At 57.9% G+C, this 23371-nt stretch carries 23 protein-coding genes, 2 tRNA genes and 1 riboswitch; of the genes, 13 read left to right on the top strand and 12 right to left on the bottom strand.

What is annotated here, in order from left to right:
- Nucleotides 1–77: 77 nt before the first annotated feature.
- From V8J88_RS18415 to V8J88_RS18370, 10 genes are all read right to left on the bottom strand, one after another.
- Nucleotides 78–153: transfer RNA gene (locus V8J88_RS18415), tRNA-Lys, on the bottom strand.
- A 45-nt stretch (nucleotides 154–198) separates the two neighbouring features.
- Nucleotides 199–274, bottom strand: a tRNA-Lys gene (locus V8J88_RS18410).
- 79 nt (nucleotides 275–353) lie between these two features.
- Complete coding sequence (gene ybgF, locus V8J88_RS18405; protein ID WP_338845689.1) at nucleotides 354–1121, bottom strand: tol-pal system protein YbgF; 768 nt, start codon at nucleotides 1119–1121, stop codon at nucleotides 354–356.
- Between the two features lie 50 nt (nucleotides 1122–1171).
- Nucleotides 1172–1702: a peptidoglycan-associated lipoprotein Pal gene (pal, locus tag V8J88_RS18400; RefSeq protein WP_338845688.1), complete on the bottom strand. Its 531-nt coding sequence runs from the start codon at nucleotides 1700–1702 to the stop codon at nucleotides 1172–1174.
- Nucleotides 1703–1747: 45 nt separating this feature from the next.
- Complete coding sequence (tolB, locus tag V8J88_RS18395) at nucleotides 1748–3013, bottom strand: Tol-Pal system beta propeller repeat protein TolB (protein WP_338845687.1); 1266 nt, start codon at nucleotides 3011–3013, stop codon at nucleotides 1748–1750.
- Nucleotide 3014: 1 nt separating this feature from the next.
- Nucleotides 3015–3893 (bottom strand): cell envelope integrity protein TolA, encoded by an 879-nt coding sequence (locus V8J88_RS18390; RefSeq protein WP_338845686.1) that lies wholly within the window; start codon nucleotides 3891–3893, stop codon nucleotides 3015–3017.
- A gap of 7 nt (nucleotides 3894–3900) precedes the next feature.
- Nucleotides 3901–4338 (bottom strand): ExbD/TolR family protein, encoded by a 438-nt coding sequence (locus V8J88_RS18385; RefSeq protein WP_338845685.1) that lies wholly within the window; start codon nucleotides 4336–4338, stop codon nucleotides 3901–3903.
- Between the two features lie 12 nt (nucleotides 4339–4350).
- On the bottom strand, nucleotides 4351–5046 hold the full coding sequence (gene tolQ / locus V8J88_RS18380) for a protein TolQ (RefSeq protein ID WP_338845684.1): 696 nt from the start codon (nucleotides 5044–5046) through the stop codon (nucleotides 4351–4353).
- 125 nt (nucleotides 5047–5171) lie between these two features.
- Nucleotides 5172–5600, bottom strand: a complete 429-nt coding sequence (gene ybgC, locus V8J88_RS18375) for a tol-pal system-associated acyl-CoA thioesterase (RefSeq protein ID WP_338845683.1) — start codon at nucleotides 5598–5600, stop codon at nucleotides 5172–5174.
- 75 nt (nucleotides 5601–5675) lie between these two features.
- On the bottom strand, nucleotides 5676–6425 hold the full coding sequence (locus tag V8J88_RS18370; RefSeq protein WP_338845682.1) for an SDR family NAD(P)-dependent oxidoreductase: 750 nt from the start codon (nucleotides 6423–6425) through the stop codon (nucleotides 5676–5678).
- A gap of 177 nt (nucleotides 6426–6602) precedes the next feature.
- Nucleotides 6603–6722, top strand: a riboswitch (ZMP/ZTP riboswitch).
- Nucleotides 6723–6806: 84 nt separating this feature from the next.
- Here V8J88_RS18370 and glyA point away from each other — a divergent pair.
- From glyA to V8J88_RS18315, 11 genes are all read left to right on the top strand, one after another.
- Nucleotides 6807–8054, top strand: a complete 1248-nt coding sequence (glyA, locus tag V8J88_RS18365; protein ID WP_338845681.1) for a serine hydroxymethyltransferase — start codon at nucleotides 6807–6809, stop codon at nucleotides 8052–8054.
- Between the two features lie 44 nt (nucleotides 8055–8098).
- Nucleotides 8099–8563 carry a transcriptional regulator NrdR gene (gene nrdR, locus V8J88_RS18360; RefSeq protein ID WP_338845680.1) on the top strand — a complete coding sequence of 155 codons (465 nt, stop codon included), beginning with the start codon at nucleotides 8099–8101 and terminating at the stop codon, nucleotides 8561–8563.
- Between the two features lie 219 nt (nucleotides 8564–8782).
- Nucleotides 8783–9532, top strand: coding sequence for a GspH/FimT family pseudopilin (locus tag V8J88_RS18355; protein WP_338845679.1), 750 nt, complete (start codon nucleotides 8783–8785; stop codon nucleotides 9530–9532).
- A gap of 259 nt (nucleotides 9533–9791) precedes the next feature.
- Nucleotides 9792–10313, top strand: coding sequence for a GspH/FimT family pseudopilin (locus V8J88_RS18350; RefSeq protein WP_338845678.1), 522 nt, complete (start codon nucleotides 9792–9794; stop codon nucleotides 10311–10313).
- Nucleotides 10291–10851 (top strand): type IV pilus modification protein PilV, encoded by a 561-nt coding sequence (gene pilV, locus V8J88_RS18345; protein ID WP_338845677.1) that lies wholly within the window; start codon nucleotides 10291–10293, stop codon nucleotides 10849–10851. Before V8J88_RS18350 ends, pilV begins: the two co-directional genes overlap by 23 nt.
- A complete protein-coding gene (locus V8J88_RS18340; protein WP_338845676.1) occupies nucleotides 10848–11765 on the top strand; it encodes a PilW family protein in 918 nt (305 codons plus the stop codon). The genes pilV and V8J88_RS18340 overlap by 4 nt, the downstream gene beginning before the upstream one ends.
- A gap of 11 nt (nucleotides 11766–11776) precedes the next feature.
- Nucleotides 11777–12298: a PilX N-terminal domain-containing pilus assembly protein gene (locus V8J88_RS18335; protein WP_338845675.1), complete on the top strand. Its 522-nt coding sequence runs from the start codon at nucleotides 11777–11779 to the stop codon at nucleotides 12296–12298.
- Nucleotides 12299–12309: 11 nt separating this feature from the next.
- Complete coding sequence (locus V8J88_RS18330) at nucleotides 12310–15735, top strand: PilC/PilY family type IV pilus protein (protein WP_338845674.1); 3426 nt, start codon at nucleotides 12310–12312, stop codon at nucleotides 15733–15735.
- 14 nt (nucleotides 15736–15749) lie between these two features.
- Entirely contained in the window at nucleotides 15750–16181 is a 432-nt protein-coding gene (locus tag V8J88_RS18325; protein ID WP_338845673.1) for a type IV pilin protein, read from the top strand.
- 64 nt (nucleotides 16182–16245) lie between these two features.
- On the top strand, nucleotides 16246–17373 hold the full coding sequence (ribD, locus tag V8J88_RS18320) for a bifunctional diaminohydroxyphosphoribosylaminopyrimidine deaminase/5-amino-6-(5-phosphoribosylamino)uracil reductase RibD (protein ID WP_338849924.1): 1128 nt from the start codon (nucleotides 16246–16248) through the stop codon (nucleotides 17371–17373).
- A gap of 36 nt (nucleotides 17374–17409) precedes the next feature.
- Nucleotides 17410–18033, top strand: coding sequence for a riboflavin synthase (locus tag V8J88_RS18315; RefSeq protein WP_338845672.1), 624 nt, complete (start codon nucleotides 17410–17412; stop codon nucleotides 18031–18033).
- A gap of 77 nt (nucleotides 18034–18110) precedes the next feature.
- Here the strand turns inward: V8J88_RS18315 and V8J88_RS18310 are convergent, their stop codons facing one another.
- Nucleotides 18111–18887, bottom strand: a complete 777-nt coding sequence (locus V8J88_RS18310; protein WP_338845671.1) for an SPFH domain-containing protein — start codon at nucleotides 18885–18887, stop codon at nucleotides 18111–18113.
- Between the two features lie 265 nt (nucleotides 18888–19152).
- On the opposite strand from V8J88_RS18310, the gene V8J88_RS18305 reads away from it, so the two are divergent.
- Entirely contained in the window at nucleotides 19153–19884 is a 732-nt protein-coding gene (locus V8J88_RS18305; protein ID WP_338849922.1) for a response regulator, read from the top strand.
- Nucleotides 19884–21989: a HAMP domain-containing sensor histidine kinase gene (locus V8J88_RS18300; protein WP_338845670.1), complete on the top strand. Its 2106-nt coding sequence runs from the start codon at nucleotides 19884–19886 to the stop codon at nucleotides 21987–21989. The genes V8J88_RS18305 and V8J88_RS18300 overlap by 1 nt, the downstream gene beginning before the upstream one ends.
- A 6-nt stretch (nucleotides 21990–21995) precedes the next feature.
- Here V8J88_RS18300 and V8J88_RS18295 read toward each other — a convergent pair whose 3' ends face one another.
- The gene (locus V8J88_RS18295; RefSeq protein WP_338845669.1) at nucleotides 21996–23366 is read right to left on the bottom strand and encodes an FHA domain-containing protein; all 1371 of its coding nucleotides are present in this window, start codon (nucleotides 23364–23366) and stop codon (nucleotides 21996–21998) included.
- Nucleotides 23367–23371 lie beyond the last annotated feature (5 nt).

Here is a 23371-nt window from a genome sequence, read left to right as displayed (position 1 = left end):
GCAAGCAGATAGACATTGTCAAGCCGGCGCAGAAAAGCAAAAGGGCCATGTTTGCACATGGCCCTTTCGGGTAAAACTGGTAGGACGTACAAGATTCGAACTTGTGACCAACGGATTAAAAGTCCGCTGCTCTACCGGCTGAGCTAACGTCCCGGTGAGACTGCTTTGAAATTGTTTTCACAATTTCAATTTATTCGGTGGTAGGACGTACAAGATTCGAACTTGTGACCAACGGATTAAAAGTCCGCTGCTCTACCGGCTGAGCTAACGTCCCACGAGAAAGATGAAATTATAGGTGCCCTGCAGAAAGCTGTCAAGCGAAACGCGAATTTCCGGATTTCGCTTCAGTCTGCTTATTTCTTGGCGCCCAAGCGCTCCTTCGCCGTTTGTGCGGCGCTGCTGTCTGGATAATCGCGGATCACGATTTCCAGCGCTTTCTTAATCGTCGCAGGTTTTTCCTTCAATTCTGTCATGCAGCTGGCGATGCTCAACAGCGCATCCGGCGCCCGCGCATGTTCAGGGAAGTTGCGCGCCATCTCTTTGTACACCGGAATGGCTGATTTGCAATCGCGCAGCGCGTACAGGGTATTGCCAAGCGTGAACGCGGCTTGCGGGGTGTAGGGCGAATCCGGGTAGCGGCGCTGGAATTCGCTCAATGCTTGCGCTGCGCCTTTATAGTCGCCGCTTTTGAATTCGGCGACAGCAGCTTCAAAGGATTTCAATTCAGCCGGATCGACGTTCGCCTCTTTGCCGTCCAGCACCACTTTTTGCGGTTCCAGTTTGCGCAGGCGGGCGTCAAGATCGGTGTAAAAGTCTTTTTGCCGTCTTTGCAGATTCGCCACCTCATTGCTCAAGACTTCAATCTGGCCGCGCAGCTTGGCCATTTCCTGGCGCAGCTGTTCGTTTTGATTGACCAGGTCCAGCGTGCTGGATTTGCTGGATTTGGTATCCAGTTTGGCCTCGGTTTCCTGGCGCAAGGCTTCCACTTTGGCGCGCAAATCCAAAATCGCCTTGCGCGCCTCATCATCATCAAACAGGCCGGCGTGTGCGGCCACGGGCAGCGCAAGCAAAACAGCGCACAAAGGCCGCAGCGCGCGCCAAAACAGGGGATGTGCTTTCATATCGGGCAGGCAAACAGGGCGGCCTGTGACACAGGCCGCCGGTGGTGGAATTACTTATACACAATGTCAGCGCGACGGTTTTCCGCCCACGCTTCTTCATTGCTGCCTTGCGCCTTCGGCTTTTCTTTGCCGAAAGACACGCTTTCCATCTGAGCTTCCGACACGCCTAAAGCGGCCATGCTCTTGCGCACTGCATCCGCGCGTTTTTGGCCGAGCGCCAGATTGTATTCGCGGCCGCCACGTTCATCGGTATTGCCTTCGATGCTGATCTTGCGGCCCGTGTTTTTGCTCAGATAGCTGGAGTGGTTTTGGATCACGCCTTTGTAATCATCTTTGACCACGAAGCTGTCAAAGTCGAAATACACGCTGCGCTTGGCCAGCACGCCTTTCGGGTCGTTCAGGGGATCGATGGTTTCCGCCACCACCGGTTGCACCGTGCGGTTATCCGCCTGCGGTTGTACCGGCTTTTGCGCCGGCGCTTCGGTTTGCGCCGGCTTTTCCTCCAGTTTCACGGTGGAGGAGCAGGCCGACATCAGAATGGCGGCGGAGATGAGAGTTGCGGTGCTAAGGAATTGACGCATAGTGGTTCTCCTTGTGTTAAACAAAGCCGCTGAGGGGTTTTGCCATTATGGCATGAACGGCCCCCAGGCTGGTTCACGGATATCGCCCGCTTGGGCGTTGAGTCTCTGTTTGACGCGACCGTCCAGCGAGACTACCGCAAGCGAACCACGGCGTCCAGCTTCAGTCGCGTACATCAGATATTTGCCATTCGGCGCAAAACTGGGACTTTCTTCGGCGTGGGTGTCGCCCAGCCTGACTTCCTGTCCGCTGGCCAAATCCAGGGTATAGAGTTGGAATTTGCCTTCGCGCCGGGAAATAAACGCCAGCGTCTTGCCATCCGGCGAGATGCGCGGGCTGATGTTGTAGTTGCTGCCGAAAGTGATGCGCTGGGCCTCGCCGCCGGCCACGCTCATGCGATAAATTTGCGGCCCGCCGCTGCGGTCGCTGGTGAAATAAATGCTTTGCCCGTCCGGCGAAAAGCGCGGCTCGGTGTCGATGCCGCTGCTGTGCGTCAAGCGGCGCAGGCCGCTGCCATCCGCATTCACCATATAAATCTGGGTCAGACCATCGCGTGTGAGCGCGACGGCTAAATGATTCCCGTCAGGCGACCAGGCCGGGGCCGAATTATTGCCCTTGTAATTGGCGACAATGGTGCGCTTGGTGGTCACCAGGTTTTGCACATACACCACCGGCTTGCGCATTTCAAACGAGACATACGCCAGTTTAGTGCCATCCGGCGACCAGGTTGGAGAGATAATCGGCTCAGTCGAGCTTAAGGCTGGCAAATTGCCCTGGCCGTCAGCATCCGCGACTTCCAGCATATATTGTTTGCCGCGTTTGCTGACATAGGCGATGCGGGTGGCGAAGACGCCGCGCTCACCTGTCAATTTCTGGAAGATATCGTCAGCTATTTTATGCGCCTGCAGGCGCAAAGCCTGTTCCGGGGCGGCGTTTGCACTGGCCGAGAGCGGGGCGTTTTTGATCGTGTCGAGCAAACGGTAGCGCACATCGTAACGCCCATCCGCCAGACGGGTGACGCTGCCGGCCACCAGCGCGTCCGCGCCCTTGGCTTTCCAGTCGCCATAGTTCACGCTGCCATTGGCGTCCACCACGGTATTGGCTTCGATCAATTTGAACAGGCCGGAGCGGGCCAGATCGGCGCGGATGATGTCGGCCACATGTTGCGGCGCGCCGCTGTCGTCGGCGAAATTGGCGACGGCAATCGGAATCTGATTCGCGCCCACGCCCGAAATTTCCAATTTCAATTGCGCCTGCGCCGCGCTGCCTGCCAGCAGCAGTCCGAGGCCCGTTGAAAACAGCATGGTCTTCATATCACTCCTTCATATTGAACTTGATTTCCAGCTCGCGCTCGACGCTGCCGTCTTTGCGGCGCGGCAGCGGTGAGGATTTATTGATTGCATTTTCAATCGCCAAATCATAGGCGGCAATGCCGCTGCTCTTGAGCTTTTTGAAGCTCGCCACTTCCCCTGTGGGCAATTGCATAATCAAATAAATCGCATGCGGATTGCCTGGGCTGTTGGGATCCACCGGATAAATCAGGTTTGAGCGGATCTTGCTGATCACTGCCCCCAGATAGCTGGGGTCGCCGCGCGGGCTGGTCGATTTCGCCGCGCGTCCTGTGCCGCCGCTGCCGCTCACATCCGGCGCGGCGCCGGTGATGCGGCGCATTTCCGCTTCACGCAATTTGTCCAGGCGCGCCTGTTCTGCGGCTTCCTGTTTCTTTTTCTCGGCCAGCTTTTTCTTTTCCTCTTCCTTGCGCAGCTTGTCCTGCTGCGCCTTGTCGGCCGCCTCTTGACGCGCTTTTTCTTCCTTGAGCTTGGTTTCCTGTTCGCGTTTTTCGCGCGCCGCCAGAGCCAGTTTTTCTTTTTCCTCTTGCGCCCGCTTTTGCGCCAGTTTCTTTTGCTGCTCCAGCACGATATCGGGCTGCTCTTCTTTTTCGATGGGCGCGGGTTTGGCTGGCGGCTTGGGCGGCGGCGGCGCTTCCACTTCCGTCACGACCGGCTTGGGTGCGGCCAGTTCCGGCTTGACATCCCAGACTTCCGCCTCAATCGCCAAGGGAACCTCATTTTTCCAATTGATGCCGATAATGAAAAAGGCCAGCAGCGCGCCATGCACCAGCAGCGACAGCAGCCAGGCGGGAATGCCGCCCGGCGCACGCGGAATCTGGTAGGGAATTGCGCTGCTGCTCATCACTGCCTCATTTGGTGGCCAGACCCACGCGCGCAATGCCGAGCTTGCGCGCCTCGGATACCGCCTGGATCACTTCATCATATTTCACTTCGCGGTCAGCGGCGATCAAGGCCGCCAGTTCCGGTTTTTCCGCGTGCAGCGCCTTGAGTTTTTTCGTCATCTCGCTGCGGTTTGCGAATTCGAGCGGGCTTTCGCTCTTGCCGTTTTTATTCACCAGACCGATGCTGCCACGCCCATCGGCCTGAATCGAGATTTGCAAATACTCGCTGGGCGGCTGGGTCGATTTGCCGGCGGTCGGCAGATTGATCACCTGCGGATTTTGCAGCGGCGCCACGACCATGAAAATCACCAGCAGCACCAACATCACGTCGATATACGGGACGACGTTGATTTCCGCCTTGAATTTGCGGTTGCGCCCGCCGCGCATGCTGGAAGTTGTCGCCATGCTGCGTCTCCTTTAGCGCGACTGGCGTTGCAAGATATTCGAGAACTCTTCGATGAAGCTCTCGAAGCGGATCGCCAGACGATCCAGATCATGCGAAAAACGGTTGTACGCCAATACCGCAGGAATCGCGGCAAACAGGCCGATGGCGGTGGCGATCAGGGCCTCGGCAATCCCGGGGGCGACTGCCGCCAGGGTGGCTTGCTGCACATTGCCCAGGCCACGGAAAGAATTCATGATGCCCCACACCGTACCGAGCAGGCCGACATAGGGCGAGACTGAGCCGACTGAAGCCAGGAAAGAAAGATGGGCTTCCAGCGCATCCATTTCACGCTGGTAAGCCGCGCGCATGGCGCGCCGCGCGCCGTCCAGCACTGCGCCGCTGTCCATGCTCTGGTCGCGGCTGCTGGCTGCTTTACCCTTGATGAATTCGCCCATGCCGGCTTCAAACACTCTTTGCAAGGCGCCGCCCTGCTCGCGGTTGTTAGAGGCTTGTTGATACAGTTGATGCAGGCTGCCGCCATTCCAGAAGCTGCGCTCAAAGTTTTCGGTATCGCGGCGGGCGGCGGAAAGCGCAAACAGCTTACGGAAAATATACGCCCAGGATACAAAGGAGACCAGCAGCAAAATGGCCATCACCAATTGCACCAATACGGAGGCATTGGCGATTAAGGCCACAAAGGATAGATCTTGGGTTGCGGTGTTTGGCATGGCGGCAACGTTCAGAGTGTGATGTCAACAGGCCCGTGCTTGATACCATGTCCGGGCGATTTTGTGACATGCATGTTAACAATAAAAGCAAAAAGTTTAACAGCGAACTTCGATAGCCGTTTGTCTTACGCCAGTCCGGAGCATGCGCGCAAGCGTGCTTGCAGGGCTTCCGGCATGGGCGTGGCGCGCACATCCTGCGCAGCGACACAGGCAATCCGGGTTTCCACTTCGCACAGCAGGGTGTCCGCGCGCCACACAGACTGGCTGAATTGCAAACTGGCGCGGCCTATGCGGGTGAGCTGCAAGCGCACGTCCAGTTCATCATCCAGCCGCGCCGGTGCGCGGTAGGCGATGTTGCAGGCGGCGACCACAAACAGCAAGCCATCCTGCGCCAGCAAGGTTTGATGATCGACGCCGGCTGTGCGCAACCATTCGGTGCGCGCGCGTTCGCAAAATTTTAAATAATTGGCGTAATACACAATCCCGCCGGCGTCGGTATCTTCGTAATACACGCGCAGCGGGAGGTGAAATTCCTGCGTGGTTTGATTGCTCATGGTTCAGCCTGCGAAACGGCGCTTGGAAGCGGCGCGGCGGGTGGAAGTGCCGCGCAACTTGTTTCCACATGTAACTCAAACTTCGCGCTTGATATTGAAGGCGCCGAAGCCCTGGCATACCGGCATCATCTCAATCTTGTTGATATTCACATGCGGCGGCAGATTCGCAATCCACCAGGCGGTCTCGGCGATATCTTCAGCGCTCAGCGGTTGCGTGCCCTGATACACCTTGGCCGCAGCCGCATCGTCGCCGCGCATGCGCACATTGGAAAATTCCGTGCCGCCGCACAAACCGGGTGCGATATTGGTGGCGCGCACACCTGTTCCGACCAGATCGGCGCGCAGATTCAGGGTGAATTGATCGACAAAAGCCTTGCTCGCGCCATACACATTGCCGCCCGGATAGGGGTAGCTGCCGGCGACTGAGCCGAGATTGATCACCAGACCGCTGCCGCGCGCCACCATCTGCGGCAACAGGGTGTGGGTCAACGCGGCCAGGCCAAAGCAATTGGTTTGGATCATGGTTTCCCATTCGTCCAGGCTGGCGTGTTGCGCCAGTTCGGTGCCCAGCGCCAGGCCGGCGTTATTCACCAGCACATCAATCTCGCGCCATTCCGGCGGCAGGCTGTGCGGCAGCGCAGTAAGCGCACTGCGTTCGCGCATGTCCAGCGTCAGCGGCAGCAGCGCCGGGCCCAAGTCCGCAGCCAGCGCCTGCAAGCGTTCGCTGCGGCGGGCCGCTGCGATTACGCGCGCGCCGCCGGCGACAAAGCGGCGTGCAATCGCCTCGCCAAAGCCCGAGCTGGCCCCGGTTACCAATACAATCATGGTTTCTCCTTTTACTGAAAATATGAACTGCGGGCCATCGTTCCTCTGATTATGCATAATTACGCAATGTTGCACTGCAATTCGCAGAGCTGGTTGCGGCTTGCCGAATCCCTGGCCTTACTTTACAATCGCCGCACCATTAGCGGGGCAGACTTGCTGCAAGGCAATGCCGCTCCCGATGTCTCACGTGACTGGCGAGAAGCCGTTCCAAGCATAACAAAGTTTGCCGTGAACGGTGAAAAGGTGGAGCGCCACCGGGGAACGTGAGAGTCAATGCCGTTCGCCTGGGCGATGATGGTTGCTACGCCAGTGTCGGCGCCTGACCGTTCAGCCAGGCCTGCCTGCGCGGCTTCTGAAAGCAATTACTGAAGGAGTTTTTTCATGTTCGCAAAAGACCATACACTCGCCAACATCGACCCCGAATTATGGAGCGCGATTCAAAAAGAAAATCAGCGCCAACAAGATCATATCGAGTTGATCGCCTCTGAAAACTACACTTCGCCGGCAGTGATGCAGGCGCAAGGTTCACAACTCACCAATAAATACGCCGAAGGCTATCCCGGCAAACGCTACTATGGCGGTTGCGAATTCGTGGATGTGGCCGAACAATTGGCGATTGACCGCGTAAAACAATTATTTGGCGCCGAAGCCGCGAATGTGCAGCCGAACTCCGGCTCGCAGGCGAATCAGGGCGTGTTTTTCGCCGTGCTCAAACCCGGCGACCGCATCATGGGCATGTCCCTGGCTGAAGGCGGTCATCTGACCCACGGCATGGCCTTGAACATGTCCGGCAAATGGTTTGACGTGGTGTCTTACGGTTTGAACGCGCAAGAGGAAATCGACTACGACGCGATGGAAAAGAAGGCGCATGAAACGCGCCCGAAACTGATCATCGCCGGCGCTTCCGCTTACGCTTTGCGGATTGATTTCGAGCGCATGGCCAAGGTGGCCAAGGATGTCGGCGCGTATTTCATGGTGGATATGGCGCACTACGCCGGCTTGATCGCCGCCGGTGTGTACCCGAATCCGGTGCCGCATGCCGATTTTGTCACCTCGACCACGCATAAATCCCTGCGCGGCCCGCGCGGCGGCATCATCCTGATGAAAGCCGAGCACGAAAAGGCCATCAATTCCGCAATTTTCCCCGGCCTGCAAGGCGGCCCGCTGATGCATGTGATCGCCGGCAAGGCGGTGGCGTTCAAAGAAGCGCTGACCCCGGAATTCAAGGTGTATCAGCAGCAGGTGTTGAAAAACGCTGACGCGCTGGCCAAGTCGTTGATTTCGCGCGGTCTGCGCATTGTTTCCGGGCGCACCGAGTCGCATGTGTTCCTGGTTGACTTGCGTCCCAAGAACATCACCGGCAAAGCGGCGGAAGCGGTGCTGGGCAGCGCGCACATGACTTGCAACAAGAATGCGATTCCGAACGACCCGGAAAAACCATTCGTGACTTCCGGCATCCGTCTGGGCAGCCCGGCAATGACCACGCGCGGTTTCGGCGAAGCCGAATCGCACAAAGTCGGCCAGCTGATTGCGGACGTGCTGGATAATCCGCAAGATGCAGCAGTGATCGAACGTGTGAAAGCGGAAGTCAAGGTGCTGACTGACGCCTTCCCGGTGTACGCAGCATAAACACCCCGGGCGGCCTGCTGGCCGCCCTTGTCATATCGACTAAGATGAAATGTCCTTTTTGCCACCATCAGGAAACCCAGGTGCTGGATTCGCGCGCCTCGGATGAGGGTGATTCGATCCGGCGCCGGCGCCGTTGCGCCAACTGCGATAAGCGCTTCACCACTTATGAAAGAGTGGAGCTGGTGCTGCCGGTAGTGGTCAAAAAGAACGCCAGCCGCACCGAATTTGATCCCGCCAAATTGCGCGCCAGCCTCATGCTGGCGCTGCGCAAACGCCCGGTCGCTGTCACGGCGATTGACACGGCGGTGCAGCACATCACGGAAAAATTGCTCTCATCCGGTCTGCGCGAAGTGCCCAGCGGTCAGATCGGGCAGTGGGTGATGGATGAGCTTAAGCAGCTCGATCAAGTCGCTTATATCCGCTTTGCCTCGGTGTATCAGAGTTTTGACGATCTGACGCAGTTTCAAAACGCAATCGAAGAATTCGCCCGTCCCCCCGGCCAGAATTGAAAGCTGTTGGCCATTTTTCATAACTTGTCGTGTTCCCGCAACGCAGGCTTGTCGAGTGGCAAGAATGCGTTTTCTTTGTTCCATCCCGCTTGTTGCAGGCAAATCTGCTGTCTAGCCTGAAATTGCGCCGCCAGAGGCGGTGACGATTGTTGCAGTCCTGTCGGGCTTGGATGCGTCCGGCAGGCTCCTGCATTGCCAACCAAAGATCGGAGGGGAGCCATGTTGAGACATCATCTTGCGCACCTGTGGAATCAGATGGGTATGCGCAATATCTTCAGTCGCAGGCAAAACATTTTGTCCGCCGCCATTCATTTCACCCGGACCTTGCTGCTGCCCAAGCTGGCCGGGGCTGGCCGGCGCGTTCGGATGGCGTGGCGTGAGCGCCTGGATTGGCGCCGGCAAATGCCGCATAAGCACGGGCGCTGGCTGCAAGCCGGCCACAGCCTGCCGGAATTATTGATCGCCCTGGCCATCGGATTGATCTTGCTGACGCAGGCGCTGCCTGAGTTTAATAAATTGCTGCGCGACACCAAACTCAGCACCAGCGTTAATCAATTTATAGCCGCGCAGTCCTTCGCACGCACGGAGGCGATTCAGCGCGGCAAGCCGGTGACAGTCTGCCGCAGTGTGCGCGCAGACCAGGGGCGTGATGAGTGCAGCCTGGATACTGTGGATGGGCATGGGCCGCGCGATTGGGCCGCCGGTTGGCTGGTGTTTGTGGAAAATGGCGCCGGCAATCTGGGGCAGGTCGATGCCGAGGATGAAATCCTGGCCCGTCAAGGAACCTTGCATGAAGGCGGGGAGGGTGACGCTACCGCGACTGCGATTATCTGGGGGCCGCAAGGCGTGCCTTTGAATATCGCCGGTGCCCGTGTGCAATTTTCCTGGGATGGCAAGCAGCAAAGGGTTTTGTGCATTTCCCGTGCAGGCAGAACCAGAGTGTTGCGGGATGTGGATCGTTGTGCATGAGGTATGACGGGATGGGTGTTTTGTTGCATAGCGGAAAACTGTGGAGAAGTATTCACAGCTTTAGCCGCCCATCCTTGAAAGCCTGCCATTTATCGCATGAAGCTTGCTGCATTCCGGCTGGCAAAATATGATGTCAACTCATCCATCCGGTTTCTATATATATCCCATGCAAGCTTACCCAGATCAGCAGCGAAGGCGACTGAGCGCTCCATCCCGGCCTGCCTGCCATACGCAGGCAGGTTTTTCCCTGATTGAGGCTATGGTGACAGTCTTGATCACCGTGCTCTTGCTGACCGTCGGCGTTCCCAATATGGCGGGCTTTCTGAACGATAGCAAAGTTTCGACTCATGCCAATGACATGATTGGCGCAATGACCCTGGCCCGTTCAGAGGCGGTGCAGCGCAGCCGTCTGGTGACAATCTGCCGCTCTGAAAAACCGAATGATGCAGCGCCTCAGTGCAGTAATGGCAGCACCAATTGGAACGCCGGCTGGATCGTGTTTGCAGAAGGCAGCAGCGCGCCCGCCACGGTAGGTGTGTTTGACAATGGCGATACGATTTTGTACAGGCAGGATGTGCTGCCGCAAAATGTGAATGCACAAGGCAATCTCTCGTCATTGACCTTCAATGCAATGGGCGAGGCTGCCGGGGCGGTGAATCCTGCATTTCAATTCAACTACTCGGTGTCCGGCAATGCCAAGGCCAAGCGCCAGGTTTGCATTGGCCGCACTGGCCGGGTGCGTGTTTTGCAAGGGGTGAATGACAATGCGGCATGTAATTGATCCAATCCGCCGCCGCCGCGCCCAACGTGGCGTGAGTATGGTGGAAGTCATGGTTGCGCTGGTGATCGCCGCGTTTGGTTTAATTGGACTGGCCGGCCTGCAAATCACCGGTTTGCGCTATCAAAAAGTGGCGGCTTACCACGGTTTGGCCAGCCAATATGCCGCAGAAATGGCGGATCGCATGCGCGGCAATATCGCTGCGGTGCGGGCCGGCTCCTACAATCTGGCGCAAACCAACTATGCGCCAGGTGAGCCGGCGGCCCCGGCCACCCGTTGCGATCAGGCCGCATCCAACTGCACGCCGGCGCAAATGGCGGCATTCGATGTCTATGCATGGCGCTTGAATCTGGCGCGCGGCATTCCTGGCGGTTGGGGGGAAATTTCCGGCAATTCGGTGTCCGGCTATGTGGTTCGTGTCTATTATCAGGAGCCGGAGGTGGATCGCACCAGTCAGGCCAATGACGTAAATTGCCGCAATGGTGCGGTGCCAGCACAATATAAGAATGTGCATTGTTTTGTCACGGTGGTGTTTCCATGAGATTACAGCTTGCTCATCATAAAACCGCTGGCTTCAGCCTGATCGAATTAATGATCTCCCTGACCATCGGCATGCTGATTGTTCTGTTTGTGGTCAGCCTGTATCTGGGCGGGCGTTCCAGCAACCGGCAGCAGGATGATAATTCGCGCATGCAGGAAGATGGCCGCACCGCCATGTTCCTGATCGGCAAAAGCATTAAACAGGCTTGGTATGGCCAGCCGACCAGCTACTTTATTGGCGGCTTGCGGACTGATCTGCAAGCGCCTGGCTTGATGGGGTGTGACGGCGGATTTAGCACGCCCTCGAATCTTGGCAATGCCACCTGCGCCAATGCTGCCAATGCGCCGGCCGCTTTGCAATTGTCATATCGGGTGGACAATACGCCGAATCCTACGCTTGGCATTGGTACGGATTGCAATAATCAACAGGCGGCAGCCGATGCGCGCGGCAATTTGTTCGTGGTCAACCGTTTTTATCTGGCGAAAAGCAATAATGCGGATCCCTTCCCCTCACTGATGTGCGCCGGCAATGGCAACCCCACGCCGCAACCTGTGATGCAAAATGTCGAGGATATGGTGTTTACCTATGGCATTAACACCACGCCAAACGACGATGACCGCACTGCGGATATGTACACCGATTCAGTTGCTGTTGCGCTGCAGCGTTCGCCGGCTTCGCCGGGTTTCCCGGAAACCGGCTACCCGCCATTAAAGGATGTGGTCAGCGTTGGCGTTTGTTTGCAGATTGTCAGCCCGAACCTGACCAATCCCACCAAGCAGACCTTGGTGGATTGCCGTGGACGCAGCAGGACGTTTGAAGATAAGCGTATGCGTTTGATATTGCGCAATGTGTTTGCGGTGCGCAACAACTCCGGCACATCTTTGTTGGCGGCACGACCGGCCCCGGCGCCTTGAAGGGGAGAGATATGAAATACAGCTTGAAACATCAACAACATGGCGTGGTCTTGCCGGTGGTGTTGATTTTTATGGTGGTGATGATGTTGCTGGGCGTCAGCGCTGTGCGCAATATCACGCTGGAAGAAAAAATGGCGGCCAACTCGCGCAGCCAGAATCTGGCTTTCCAGGCGGCAGAGCAAGCCTTGCGCAGCTGTGAAGTATTGCTGCAGCAGGGGCAGGTTCATCTGGTGCGGATTTTGCCGCGCGGGCCGGTGGAGGTTGCCGCCAACAAATTTCAGGAATACTGGGAAATCCCGGCCAACTGGAACGGCGCCAATTCATTCGCAGTTCCAATTTCTGCTTCAGAAGCGCAGTTAAATAATGTCATGCTGGCGGCGGAGCGGCCGCGCTGCATGGTGGAATTGATGGATCCGGTGGTCAGCACCGTCAACCCGCAGGATCAAAAAGAGCAATTGCGTATCACGGCCAGAGGCGTTGGCGCCCGCAATACCTCGGTTGTGATTTTGCAAAGTTATATCGTACTCCTTTGAGTGAGGCCCCTATGAAGCAAAGACAAGCCAAGCAAACTGTCTGGCGCACCCTGGCGCTATCGTTGGCGCTGTGCGGACAAAGCCAGTGGGCGCATGCCGCGATTGCCCAATCCCCATTGTTTCTCGCTTCACAGCCGAGGCCGAACATTATGTTCACGCTGGATGATTCCGGGTCGATGGATTGGAACTTTATCCCGGATAGCACCGCAGTCATGTCGGGCAATACCTTGATTGATCATCTGGACCCGAACAATTGGGGCGGATCTTTCCTCGCGGTCAATTTGCGCATGTGGAATGCGGCTTACAACGGCATGGCCTACGATCCGAATGTGCTCTATAAACCATGGGTCAAAGCTGATCGCACATATATGCCGGACAGCAATCCCTCAGCGGCGCGCCTGCATCCTTTGGAAACGGGAGTGGTCAATTTGATTGACCGATCTGATGGCGGTAAGCGCTATATGGCGTTTTACGCTAACAGAGTAAACAACAAGTATGAAAAAGTTGTCATAGAACCTGGCAATGAAGCAAAATTCGGCCCCAAAGGCGCAGACCGCAGCGACTGCGCAGGCGCAGTATGCACCTATGATGAGGAAATTAAGAACTTTGCCAATTGGTATACCTATTACCGCAAGCGGATTTACACCGCAATCGCTGGCACATCGCAGGCTTTTGCTGATCTGGAAGGCAATCAGCGGGTCGGCTATGGTCAGATCAACAGCTCAGGCAACAAAGTTGACGGGGTGGATGCGAATACGGTGATGTTGCCGGTGCGTGATTTTTCCGGCGTCGCGCGCACGAATTTTTATAACAGCCTGTTTGCCGCCCGTCCAGGCGGCGGTACGCCATTGCGGCGTGCGATGGATGACGTCGGCAAGTATTTCAGCCGCGCAAAAAACAATGGCAGCCCCTGGGCCGAAGAGCCGGATAAACCGAATTCGACTGAATTGTCCTGCCGCCGCACATATCACATTTTGATGACAGACGGTTATTGGAATGGCGACGCCGCCACCACCTCGGGCACAAGCGAGGCGGATAACACGGATGGCGAAGAATATACCCACGCCCAGACAGGCGTGAAATACAAATATGTCGCCAGCAAGGCCGGCCCCTACTACCGCAGCGAGGCGTCCAACACGCTGGCCGACGTGGCCATGTATTACTGGAAAAAAGATTTGCGTTCTGACTTGGCCAATAATGTGCCGTCCACCAGCACCGATGAGGCCTTCTGGCAGCATATTACGCAATACACCGTTGGCCTTGGGGTGAATGGCACGCTGACTTTCCCAACGGACACGGCGGCACTGAAAGCCGGCGTGAATAAATTCTGGCCCAACCCTGTCAACCAAAATACGCCGACTGCAGTGGATGATTTATGGCATGCCGCTGTGAATGGTCATGGCCTGTATTTCAGCGCCCGCAATCCCAAGTCCTTCCGCGATGGTTTGATTGCCGCGTTGGAAGATATTTCCAAAGCACAGGCGGCGGCTTCCACTGTGGCGTTGAATTTCAGCAGCACAATGAGCGGCGATGGTTTGGCTTTTGTGCCGGGCTTTGAATCAGGCTCCTGGGCCGGTTCGCTCAAAGCGCGCCGCGTGGTGGATGGCGCTGTCACTGCGCAAGTCGCCTGGCAGGCGGAAAATCTGATTCCAGCCTGGTCTGCACGCAACATCCTGACCTGGGATCGGGCGCAAGCCAAGGCGGTTCCATTCCAATGGGCCAATTTGAGCGCAGATCAGAAAACCGCACTGGGCAACAGCAGCGATGTGCTGGAGTATTTGCGCGGCAATAACGCCAAGGAAAGAAGTCAGAACGGCACATTCCGTAACCGTCCGCACAAACTTGGCGACATCGTCAATTCTTCCCCAGCGTATGTCAAAGATGCGAATTTCGCCTATCAAAACATGGGCGGGTATCGCACTTTCCAAGCATCCAAACAAACACGCACGCCGATGGTGTATGTTGGTGCAAATGACGGTATGTTGCATGCATTCAATGCCAACACCGGCGTTGAGGCCTTCGCCTATGTGCCGAATGCGGTCTATCCGAATTTGAAAAAATTGACGGAAACCAATTACGCACATCGCTATTTTGTGGATGGGCAGCTGGTTGAAGCCGACGCCTTCAAAGCGAATGACGGATGGCGCACTCTGTTGCTCGGCTCCACCGGGGCGGGCGCCAAGGCCTTGTTTGCACTGGATGTGACTGCGCCTGCCAACGCCAGCGGCGCCAACCAGCTCGGCGCCAGCAATGTGTTGTGGGAAAAGAGCAATGCAGACATCTCAGATCTGGGACATGTGCTGGGTAAGAGCACCGTCGCCAAGATGCGCAATGGCGCATGGGGTGTGATTGTCGGCAATGGCTATGAAAGCGCCAATAACCGCGCCGTTTTGTACGTGCTGAACGCCTTCACCGGCGAAACCATCGCCAAGCTCGATACGGGCAATAAAGGCACGCCAAACGGACTTTCCACCCCGGCGATTCTGTATAACGAAGACCGTGAAGCGGTTGCCGCCTACGCTGGCGATTTGCAAGGCAATCTGTGGAAGTTTGATTTGTCAGACGCCAGCGCATCGAATTGGAAGGTGGCGTTTGAGGGCGAGCCTTTATTCACGGCCAAAAATGACAATAACGAAATCCAGCCGATCACCTTGCGCCCGGCTCTGGGCTATCACCCGAAAGGCGGGTATATGGTGAATTTCGCCACCGGCAAATATTTTGACACGGAAGACGGTTCGAGCACCTCGCGCCAATCTGCCTATGGCATCTGGGATAAAAGCGGCATCAAAGATGTCGCCTCCACCCGAATCATCGGTTCGCGCAGCACGATTTTGAAGGGACATAAGCTGGTGGCTGACGCTGCCAGCGGCGGGGTTGCGGTAAAAGATGTGGCCAGAAATGGCGATTTGACCGAAGTCGGCGAAATTGACTGGGCGACGGTGCGCGGCTGGTATGCTGATTTGAACCAGGGCGCAGGCGAGCGCGGTATCGGTGAGCCATTCATCACCGACGACACCACGTTCTGGCTGACCACGCTCGATCCGGTGGCTGATCCCTGTGCTTCCGGCGGCGATTCCCGCTTGTACGGCTTTAACTTCCTCAACGGTGGCGGTAATCCTGATGCGGTGATGGACACCAATGGCGATGGCGTGATCAACCAAAGCGATCGTGCTGGCGTCATCGGTAAAAAGACCGGCGGCACGGTTGCTGCGAGCGGCGTATTCAAGAAAGTTGATCCGCCGCCATGTGGCAAACCCGGCCAACCGGCCTGTCAATGCGGTGGCGCAGGTCAGGCCCCTTGCCCCAGCCCGTCTTGCCAAAGCACCACGCGCAAATTGGTGATCAACCGCATGGACGGCACCACGCAGGAAATGAATGTCCGTCCTTATTGCCGCCCGCCGCTGCGCAGTTGGCGTGAAGTCAATATCGGTTACTGATGACAGGAGCAGGAATGATGCAAATGCAGAAAAGGCAGGGCTTTACCCTGATTGAATTGATGATTGTGGTCATGGTGATTGCGATCATCGCCGGGGTCGCCCTTCCCAGCTACACCGCCTCGGTCAAGCGCACAGCGCGTAATGAGGCGCGCGCCGTGCTGTACGAAAATCAATTGTTCATGGAACAGCTGATGGCTGCGAACAGCACGTATCTGGTAGGCGGCAATACCCCGGTTTTACCGTTTCAGCAGTCGCCGAAAGGCGGGGTCGCCAAATATCAAATCACACTGGTCAATCCCATGGCTAACTCGTACACGCTGAAAGCGACGCCGGTCTCGAATTTCAAAGAGCCGCTGTGTCAGACTTTTGTGATCGACCACACTGGACGCAAAACCTTGGAGGGCAGCCCGACGATGTCGGTGGAAGCATGCTGGCAAGGTAAATAAAATTCCTGTTTTCCTTTTTCAAACGGCCAGTCATACTGGCCGTTTTTTATTGCAGGCAAACGTGATGCAAGATCTTGACTATATGCGTCTGGCGCTGGAACAGGCCGGGCAATGCGCCAATGACACCATTCCGAATCCGCGCGTAGGCTGCGTACTGCAGCGCGAGGGACAGATTATAGGTCTGGGCCGAACTCAGCGGCCGGGCGGGAATCATGCGGAAATCGAGGCCATGCAGGATGCGCGCGCGCGCGGCTTTGAAGTGCGCGGCGCCACCGCCTATGTCACGCTGGAGCCGTGCAGCCATACCGGGCGCACCGGCCCCTGCGCTGACGCCTTGATTGCCGCCGGCGTCGCGCGCGTGGTCGCAGCATGTCCCGACGCCAACCCGCAAGTCGCCGGACAAGGATTGGCGCGCCTGCAGGCCGCCGGCGTGGCGGTCGAATGCGGCTTGCTGCGAGCGGAAGCGGAAGAAATCAATCGCGGTTTTTTACACCGCATGCAAACCGGTTTGCCCTGGTTCCGTCTGAAAATGGCGGCCAGCCTGGATGGCAAGACCGCCTTGCCGGACGGCCAAAGTCAATGGATCACCGGGCCACAAGCGCGCGCCGATGGGCATGCGTTTCGCGCACGCGCCTGCGCCATCCTGACCGGCATTGGCACCGTGCTGGCGGATGATCCGCAAATGACGGTGCGCAGCCTGCCGGTGGCGCGGCAACCGCAGCGCATCATCATCGACAGCCGCTTGCAAATCCCGTTGCAGGCCAAAATTTTGCAAGCGCAGGCGCAAGACCGGCAGCCGCCGCTGCTGGCGTATGCGCAAGCGGATGCCGGAAAACTGGCGCAATTGCACGCGCGCGGGGTGCAGACCTTGTACTTGCCGGATGCGCACGGCAAAGTGGATTTGCGCGCGCTGAAACAGGAGCTGGGGCGGCGCGCCTTGAATGAAGTGCATGTTGAAGCCGGCAATAAATTGCATGCCTCTTTGTTGCGCGCGGCTTGCATCGATGAATTATTGCTGTACCTGGCCCCGGATATTTTGGGCGAGGGACAACCCATGTTCGCCTTGCCGGCGCTGGCCGCCTTGGCAGATCTGCCGTTAAGCCAGCGCTTCGCCTTTTTTGACAGCAGCCTGCTGGGGCGCGATCTGCGTTTGCGCGCACTGGCCGAAGCGCAGCAGGCGCCTGTGGCATGACATAATGCGCGGATTGCGTTTTGAAAAGGGAGCATTATGTTTACCGGAATCGTCGCCGCTGTTGGCCAAATCCAGAGCCTGACCCCATGTGGCGCAGACGCCAATGCCGGCGTGCGCTTGCAGATCCATGCCGGCGGCCTGGATTTATCGGATGTCGCCCTGGGCGACTCGATTGCGATTAACGGCGCCTGCATGACTGTGATCAGCAAAGAGGCGCATGGCTTTGCCGTCGAAGTCTCGCGTGAAAGCCTGAATTGCACCTGCGGCCTGGACCAGCCCGGCCCGGTCAATCTGGAAAAAGCGCTGACCCTGGCGGAGCGCTTAGGCGGGCATTTAGTGTCCGGGCATGTGGATGGCTTGGGCGTGGTGGAAAAATTTGCGCAAGTCGGCGAATCGCACGAGTTGATCATCCGCACCCCGCCGCAATTGGCCAAGTACTTCGCCTACAAAGGCAGTGTGGTGGTGAATGGCGTGTCCTTGACCGTCAACCGGGTGCTGGATGAAAACAGCGGCGCCTGTCTGATTTCCATCAATTTGATCCCGCACACCATCGCCGTCACCACCTTGCAGCATCTGCGTCCCGGCGCGCGCGTCAACCTGGAAGTGGATTTGATTGCCCGTTACGTCGAGCGCATGTTGTCGCTGCAGCAAAGCGCCTGATCCGTCCGCAATATTTATCCGCAGCCGGCTGATTTGTCGTCCCCATCTGCTATTCCCGGTAGGCTGGCGCGCCGGCCTCACACGCGGTGGCGCGGCGCCGGCTTGATCGTCTCAGGCTGGGGCCGCAACGCTGTGCGCTGCATGTTGTGGCGCAGATCATGGCTGAGCTGGGCGCGCATTTCCTGTTTCAACCCCGGCGCCAGATCCGCCTGTCCCAGCGCTATCGAGCGCAGCATCACGCCCTCCTGCGCCAGCTTGATATGCAATTGCTGCTCAATTTGCCGGGCGACTTCGGCCCGCTTGTCAGACATGATCTCATGCAAGGCGTAGCGCGCCAGGGTCGTGCTGATGACTTCATCCACTTTCGGCGCCACCAGCCCGTGTCTGATATTGTGCGGCGTTTGCGCACTCAGCCGGCCCGGATCCAATTTATAGCGGATCGATAAATCCAGCGCCAGCGCCTGGCCATCCTGAGATTGGAACCATGGCGCGCCATGGCTGGCATGATGCCGGCTGTAGATTTGATCGCGCGCCGGATAACGGCGCGCTTCATGAATCAGCGGCAGCCAGATAAAGCGCCCCGCCTCAAAATAATCCACCGCGCCGCTCAATCGATTCACGCGCAACACGACTTCACCAGGCCGCACCGATTCCTGCTCGGGGTGTGTGTATGCCAGATAGAGCAGCGCGCCCAGCAAGGCGCTGCATAAAACCGGCTTGTTGTTGCGCAGCAGCCGGCTGGCCAGGAATGCGCTGATCCGGCCGCAACCCGACATGCACCGGCGCAGACTGGCGCCGCTTTGCTGGAATTGATGTTTGAGTTTTTTGAAAGCTGATTGCAGTGTGTTTCCCATCCCGCCTCTCCCTGCAGCGGCCAGGCTGGCCGCTTGAATGTCTGGCGCATGCAGTCGTTCAGTCTGCCGGACTGATGGTTCGCGCCAGGACAGTATGATCGCTTGGAATCGACAGAGGGTTCAAGCGCGTGCGCAGATGCAAATCTTCTGGCTGCGCCGCTCCTGCTTCCGTTGTGTGAAGAAAAACTCACGCGCGCGCGCCGGCCAGCGTGGCGCGGCTATACTTGAGCCAGGAATGGCGCGCGCCATGAACCAGGAGAGCAGCATGGCATGTGTGGCCATTATTGAAGACGATATCCCGACCAGCAATCAGCTGAAAGCCTGGGTGGAGGCGGCGCGTCCCGGCGCCGTGGTGGAGCAATGGTTTTCCCGCGATGATGCGGAAAGCGCTTTGCTCAGTAAAGAATATGATCTGGTCTTGCTGGATATCGAACTCGGGCGCGAGCGTCATGCCGGCGTGGCCATCATCAACACCATCAATAAATTGGCGCAAAGTCGCGCCTGGCCGATTCCGGTGTTGGTGGTTTCGGCCATGCCCGCCACCATTTACCGCTCCATCATGAAGGCGCTGGACGCCTGGGATTATCTGCAAAAAACCACCTTCAGCGAAGACGACTTCATCGAAACCGTGCTGGAAATGCTGCGCGCCGTGAAAGACCGGCGCGACAAAAACGCCGATGCCGCACGCAAAGAAGAACAAAGCCGCGAGACCCTGGAAATCGATCCGCTGCGCCAGCGCAATCCAACCTGGCGCGGGCAACGCATCAATCTGCCGCTGACCGCGCAGCGCATCCTCACCGTGCTGTATGAAAAACGCGGCCAGGTGGTGTCTTACGAAGACTTGTTTGAAGTCGTCAAGAGTGGCCGCAACCGCGACAATATCCGCAAACATGTTTCCACCATCCGCGAAGCATTTCGTGAAATCGATGGCGATTTTGCGGCGATAGAAAATGTGCCGATGCGCGGCTTCCGCTGGGTGGATCAGGGACGGGTTTGATGCGTACTTTGTGGCAAGGCCTGCCGCAGCAGGCGCGCCGGGGCTGGCAATGGATAGCCTCATTCCGCTTGCGGATCTTGATTCGCAGTGCATTCATCTTGCTGGCCTTGGCCAGCGTCGCCTTAGCGCTCAGTATCTTGCAGCAGGAAAAGCAGCTCAGTTATGAAAGCTATCAGCGCAGCTTTGACAAAACCCGCAAGCAAATCAGCGCCACCTTACGCCATCCCGCCGGGCAACTGGCCCTGCTCAACCCCTGGGCCGGCAATGAGCAAGCCAACGCAGCGCAACTTTACCCCTGGCTGCTGCCATACGCCGCGCTGGATTTTGATGATCAGGGCAAGGTGCAGCAGGCGATTGCCCTGTCCGGCTGTATGCGGCAATACGGCGTCAGCAATGGCTTGTGCGCCGGCATCGGAAATAATCCATATGCCGGCAGTTTTTTGTATATCGCCGGCGAATTCAACAGCACCGGCCTGGTGCAGCGCACGCGCGGCGCGATGCAGTGGGATGCTGCACACCGGGTGCGCGTCAAAGTCAGCCTGCGTGGCCGCGATTATGAATGGCTGGCCCCGTTTGAAGCAGAGCCGGGGGCAAACGGCGCGCGCGGCCGTCTGACCGGTTTTTGGGCGCACGATCAGGGCAAACTCAACGCCCGTCCGGTGAAGGAATTTCGCGGCTGGATTTGGCAAAAAGCAGAGTGCAATCCCGTGCAGCGGGACGGACTGGGGGCGGATTGTGAGAAAAATGTGTTTTACTCACTGCGCCTGCCCTTGCCGCCGCTGCAGGAAGCCTTATTCAACGCCATGCAAGAGCGCCGCCGGCCACACTGGCCGCCGCCTGATTTGCAGCAGATCGCAGTGCGGGTGCAAGTCTTGGGGCCAGACCGGCTCAATCCGATTTTTGACAGCGCGGCGGTGCGCGGCAACCCGCCATTCATATTGCAGGATCTGCAACAGCATTTACTGCCCGGCGAGATTTTAAAGGTGCGCAAAAAAGGCGAAAGCAAAGATTTGTTTTTAACCGCAGGCCGCTTTGAAGAAGAACCGGAGCCGTTTGCCTGGCTTGCGCCATTGGTGCATGCCTTGCCGATTCAAGTGCACAGCATGCAGTTGGAGGCGCATGATGAAATCAGCACCCCGTTGCATCAATATGATGTTTTCCTGCAAGGCGATGTGCGCAGCGCCAACCGGGTTTTGGTGGCGACGGCTTCGCGCATGGTGTGGTTTGTCTCAACCATGATGCTGGCCTTGATGCTGGCCTGGCTGGTGATTGAAATCGGCTTAATCCGGCGCATCAGCGGCTTGACCCGGCGCGCCAGTTCCTTATCGAAATCAGTCAAAGGAGCCGGCGGCTTGCAGCAATTCACCATGTCCGATTTGCGCGGCAATGATGAAATGGGCATCCTGGCTTCCTGTCTGCATGATTTGTTGCGGCGCGTGAAAGAAGATGTTGAGCGCGAAGCCATCCGCACCGAGCAGGAAAAACAGGTTTGGCATGCGGTCGGGCATGAAATCATGTCCCCGCTGCAATCCTTGCTGGTGTTGCACAGTGCAGAAGACGATTCCAGCCGGCGCTATCTGCTGCGCATGCAGCAAGCCTTGCGTGTCCTGTATGGCAGCGCCTCGCCCAGCGAGGCGTTTCAAACCACCGTGCTGGCCTTGGATGAAGTCGATCTGGCGGCCTTCTTACAGCATGTGGCGGCGAATGCGCCCATGGTCGGCATCGGCCAGATCGAATATCAGGGACAGCGTGAGGCTTTGCCGGTGCGCGCCGATGAATATTCGCTTGAAGACGTGGTGACACATGTGCTGCGCAATGCGGAGCGTTTCCGGGTTCCGGGCAGCGCAATCACAATCAGCCTGCAAGCCAGCGAAACCACCGCCATCATTAAAATCCGCAATCAAGGGCCGCACATCGCAGAGGATATGCTGAGCAAGATTTTTGAATATGGCGTCTCGGATCAGCTGGATGCCGCCGCGCATGGCAATCGGGGACAGGGCTTATTTGTCGCCAAAACTTATATGGCGAAAATGGGCGGCGCGATTGTGGCGCAGAATGAGGCGGATGGGGTGAGTTTTGTGCTCAGTTTGCAGCGTGTTGCTTAAGACGCATCAGGGATACGCCGCCGCGTGCAAGACACTGGCCGGGGCCAGATCGCTGATCTCGGCCTGTGCCGCCAAGGCCCCCGGCAGCAGACGCAGGCGCAAGCCGCTGTGCTGATCCTGGCGCCAAAAGCCTTGCTGCTCATGAAACAGCAAGGGCAATCCAGCCGGCATTTTGCTTTCGGTGGCGGGACGGGTTTCCGGTTTCAGCAGATAAAAACATTCATACAGGCGGCCTGCATCGCAACGCTGCAGCACCAGCAGCTGCGGCGTCAGCGCCGCCACTTCCAATTGCAGCAGGCCGGGAAAGCTGTGGCAACATTCCAGCCGCATGCCAGCGCTGAGTGTGCGCGCCTGATGGCGCCCCGGCCATTGGCCATCCAGCAACAAACCGAAGCGTGACACATCCTCAATCTCCCAGCCATTCTCACGCGCACGGATCAGCGCATGGCGCGCGCTGATGCGGCGCGCCATGCCATCCAGTTGCGGATGGCCGGCGGCAAACGGGGCTAAACGGAGGTCGGCCTGCTGTTGCGCCGGCCCGGCTTGCCAGCGGCCCAGCACAAATTCATCCTGCGCAAACAGGCGCACATGCGCCACCAGGCCGGGGGTGTGCAAACAGATGCAGGCTTGCGCGCGGGCCGGCGCACTCGCCAGCGGCGCTGCTTCAATCTCGAATAAATCCTCATCCCATGACAATTGCGCCAGCCCGGTCGGGCTTGGCTCGGCAGCCAGCGCGCCTTGCATGTCCAATTGCGCCAATGCGCCGTTTTTCGCCTCAAGCTCCAGCGTCATCGCGCCCGGCATCGCCAGCAAACCTTGCAAATTGGCGATCGCGCCATCTTCGGCGTGGATGCGCACATTTTTATGGGTGGACAGATAGCTTTGATGGATTTGCGCTAAGCTGGCGTCGCGTCGCGGGGCCAGAATCACCAGCGCGCCGCGCCAGCGGCGCACCACCTGCGCCTGCAATTGCAATTCGACTTCAATCGCATATTGCCCGTGTAATTTGCCGTGTGAAGAAAACTGCAGCAGCTGCGGTTGCCATTGTCCATGCGCGCCGGCGTCAAAACGCAAATGCGCAATTCCGCCGGCCAGCAATTCAGAGCGCGCCACCAGCTGCATATGCCCCTGCGGCGCCGCCGGAATGCCCAGGATATGCAAGCGTATGCTCTGGCGCCCGCCAGCCGCGCGCGGATCAAAACCCGAGACCCGCAACTGTGCGCGCTGACCTTGCCAGGCTTGCGCTTGCCAACTGCGCGCCGCCTGCTCCAAGGCGCGCTCGCGCTGCGGCTGCACATGCTGCGCACCGCATACCGCCGCGCCGGGCAGCACCCATTGGGTGCAATGTGGATGGTCGGGATGTTGGCAGCGTTTCATGATTG

The organism is Massilia sp. W12 (genome assembly GCF_037300705.1).
Classification (GTDB): domain Bacteria; phylum Pseudomonadota; class Gammaproteobacteria; order Burkholderiales; family Burkholderiaceae_D; genus JACPVY01.
This window is presented reverse-complemented; position numbering and strand designations above follow the sequence as displayed.

Bases quoted from the DNA above. Each gene is read 5' to 3' on its own strand.
- ybgC (WP_338845683.1), bottom strand. From the start codon at position 5,600: ATGAGCAATCAAACCACGCAGGAATTTCACCTCCCGCTGCGCGTGTAT.
- V8J88_RS18295 (WP_338845669.1), bottom strand. From the start codon at position 23,366: ATGAAACGCTGCCAACATCCCGACCATCCACATTGCACCCAATGGGTG.
- V8J88_RS18315 (WP_338845672.1), top strand. From the start codon at position 17,410: ATGTTTACCGGAATCGTCGCCGCTGTTGGCCAAATCCAGAGCCTGACC.
- V8J88_RS18350 (WP_338845678.1), top strand. From the start codon at position 9,792: ATGGTGACAGTCTTGATCACCGTGCTCTTGCTGACCGTCGGCGTTCCC.
- tolB (WP_338845687.1), bottom strand. From the start codon at position 3,013: ATGAAGACCATGCTGTTTTCAACGGGCCTCGGACTGCTGCTGGCAGGC.
- ribD (WP_338849924.1), top strand. From the start codon at position 16,246: ATGCAAGATCTTGACTATATGCGTCTGGCGCTGGAACAGGCCGGGCAA.
- nrdR (WP_338845680.1), top strand. From the start codon at position 8,099: ATGAAATGTCCTTTTTGCCACCATCAGGAAACCCAGGTGCTGGATTCG.
- V8J88_RS18355 (WP_338845679.1), top strand. From the start codon at position 8,783: ATGTTGAGACATCATCTTGCGCACCTGTGGAATCAGATGGGTATGCGC.
- V8J88_RS18385 (WP_338845685.1), bottom strand. From the start codon at position 4,338: ATGGCGACAACTTCCAGCATGCGCGGCGGGCGCAACCGCAAATTCAAG.
- V8J88_RS18300 (WP_338845670.1), top strand. From the start codon at position 19,884: ATGCGTACTTTGTGGCAAGGCCTGCCGCAGCAGGCGCGCCGGGGCTGG.
- pilV (WP_338845677.1), top strand. From the start codon at position 10,291: ATGACAATGCGGCATGTAATTGATCCAATCCGCCGCCGCCGCGCCCAA.
- V8J88_RS18330 (WP_338845674.1), top strand. From the start codon at position 12,310: ATGAAGCAAAGACAAGCCAAGCAAACTGTCTGGCGCACCCTGGCGCTA.
- V8J88_RS18325 (WP_338845673.1), top strand. From the start codon at position 15,750: ATGATGCAAATGCAGAAAAGGCAGGGCTTTACCCTGATTGAATTGATG.
- pal (WP_338845688.1), bottom strand. From the start codon at position 1,702: ATGCGTCAATTCCTTAGCACCGCAACTCTCATCTCCGCCGCCATTCTG.
- tolQ (WP_338845684.1), bottom strand. From the start codon at position 5,046: ATGCCAAACACCGCAACCCAAGATCTATCCTTTGTGGCCTTAATCGCC.
- V8J88_RS18390 (WP_338845686.1), bottom strand. From the start codon at position 3,893: ATGAGCAGCAGCGCAATTCCCTACCAGATTCCGCGTGCGCCGGGCGGC.
- V8J88_RS18335 (WP_338845675.1), top strand. From the start codon at position 11,777: ATGAAATACAGCTTGAAACATCAACAACATGGCGTGGTCTTGCCGGTG.
- V8J88_RS18370 (WP_338845682.1), bottom strand. From the start codon at position 6,425: ATGATTGTATTGGTAACCGGGGCCAGCTCGGGCTTTGGCGAGGCGATT.
- V8J88_RS18305 (WP_338849922.1), top strand. From the start codon at position 19,153: ATGGCATGTGTGGCCATTATTGAAGACGATATCCCGACCAGCAATCAG.
- glyA (WP_338845681.1), top strand. From the start codon at position 6,807: ATGTTCGCAAAAGACCATACACTCGCCAACATCGACCCCGAATTATGG.
- V8J88_RS18340 (WP_338845676.1), top strand. From the start codon at position 10,848: ATGAGATTACAGCTTGCTCATCATAAAACCGCTGGCTTCAGCCTGATC.
- ybgF (WP_338845689.1), bottom strand. From the start codon at position 1,121: ATGAAAGCACATCCCCTGTTTTGGCGCGCGCTGCGGCCTTTGTGCGCT.
- V8J88_RS18310 (WP_338845671.1), bottom strand. From the start codon at position 18,887: ATGGGAAACACACTGCAATCAGCTTTCAAAAAACTCAAACATCAATTC.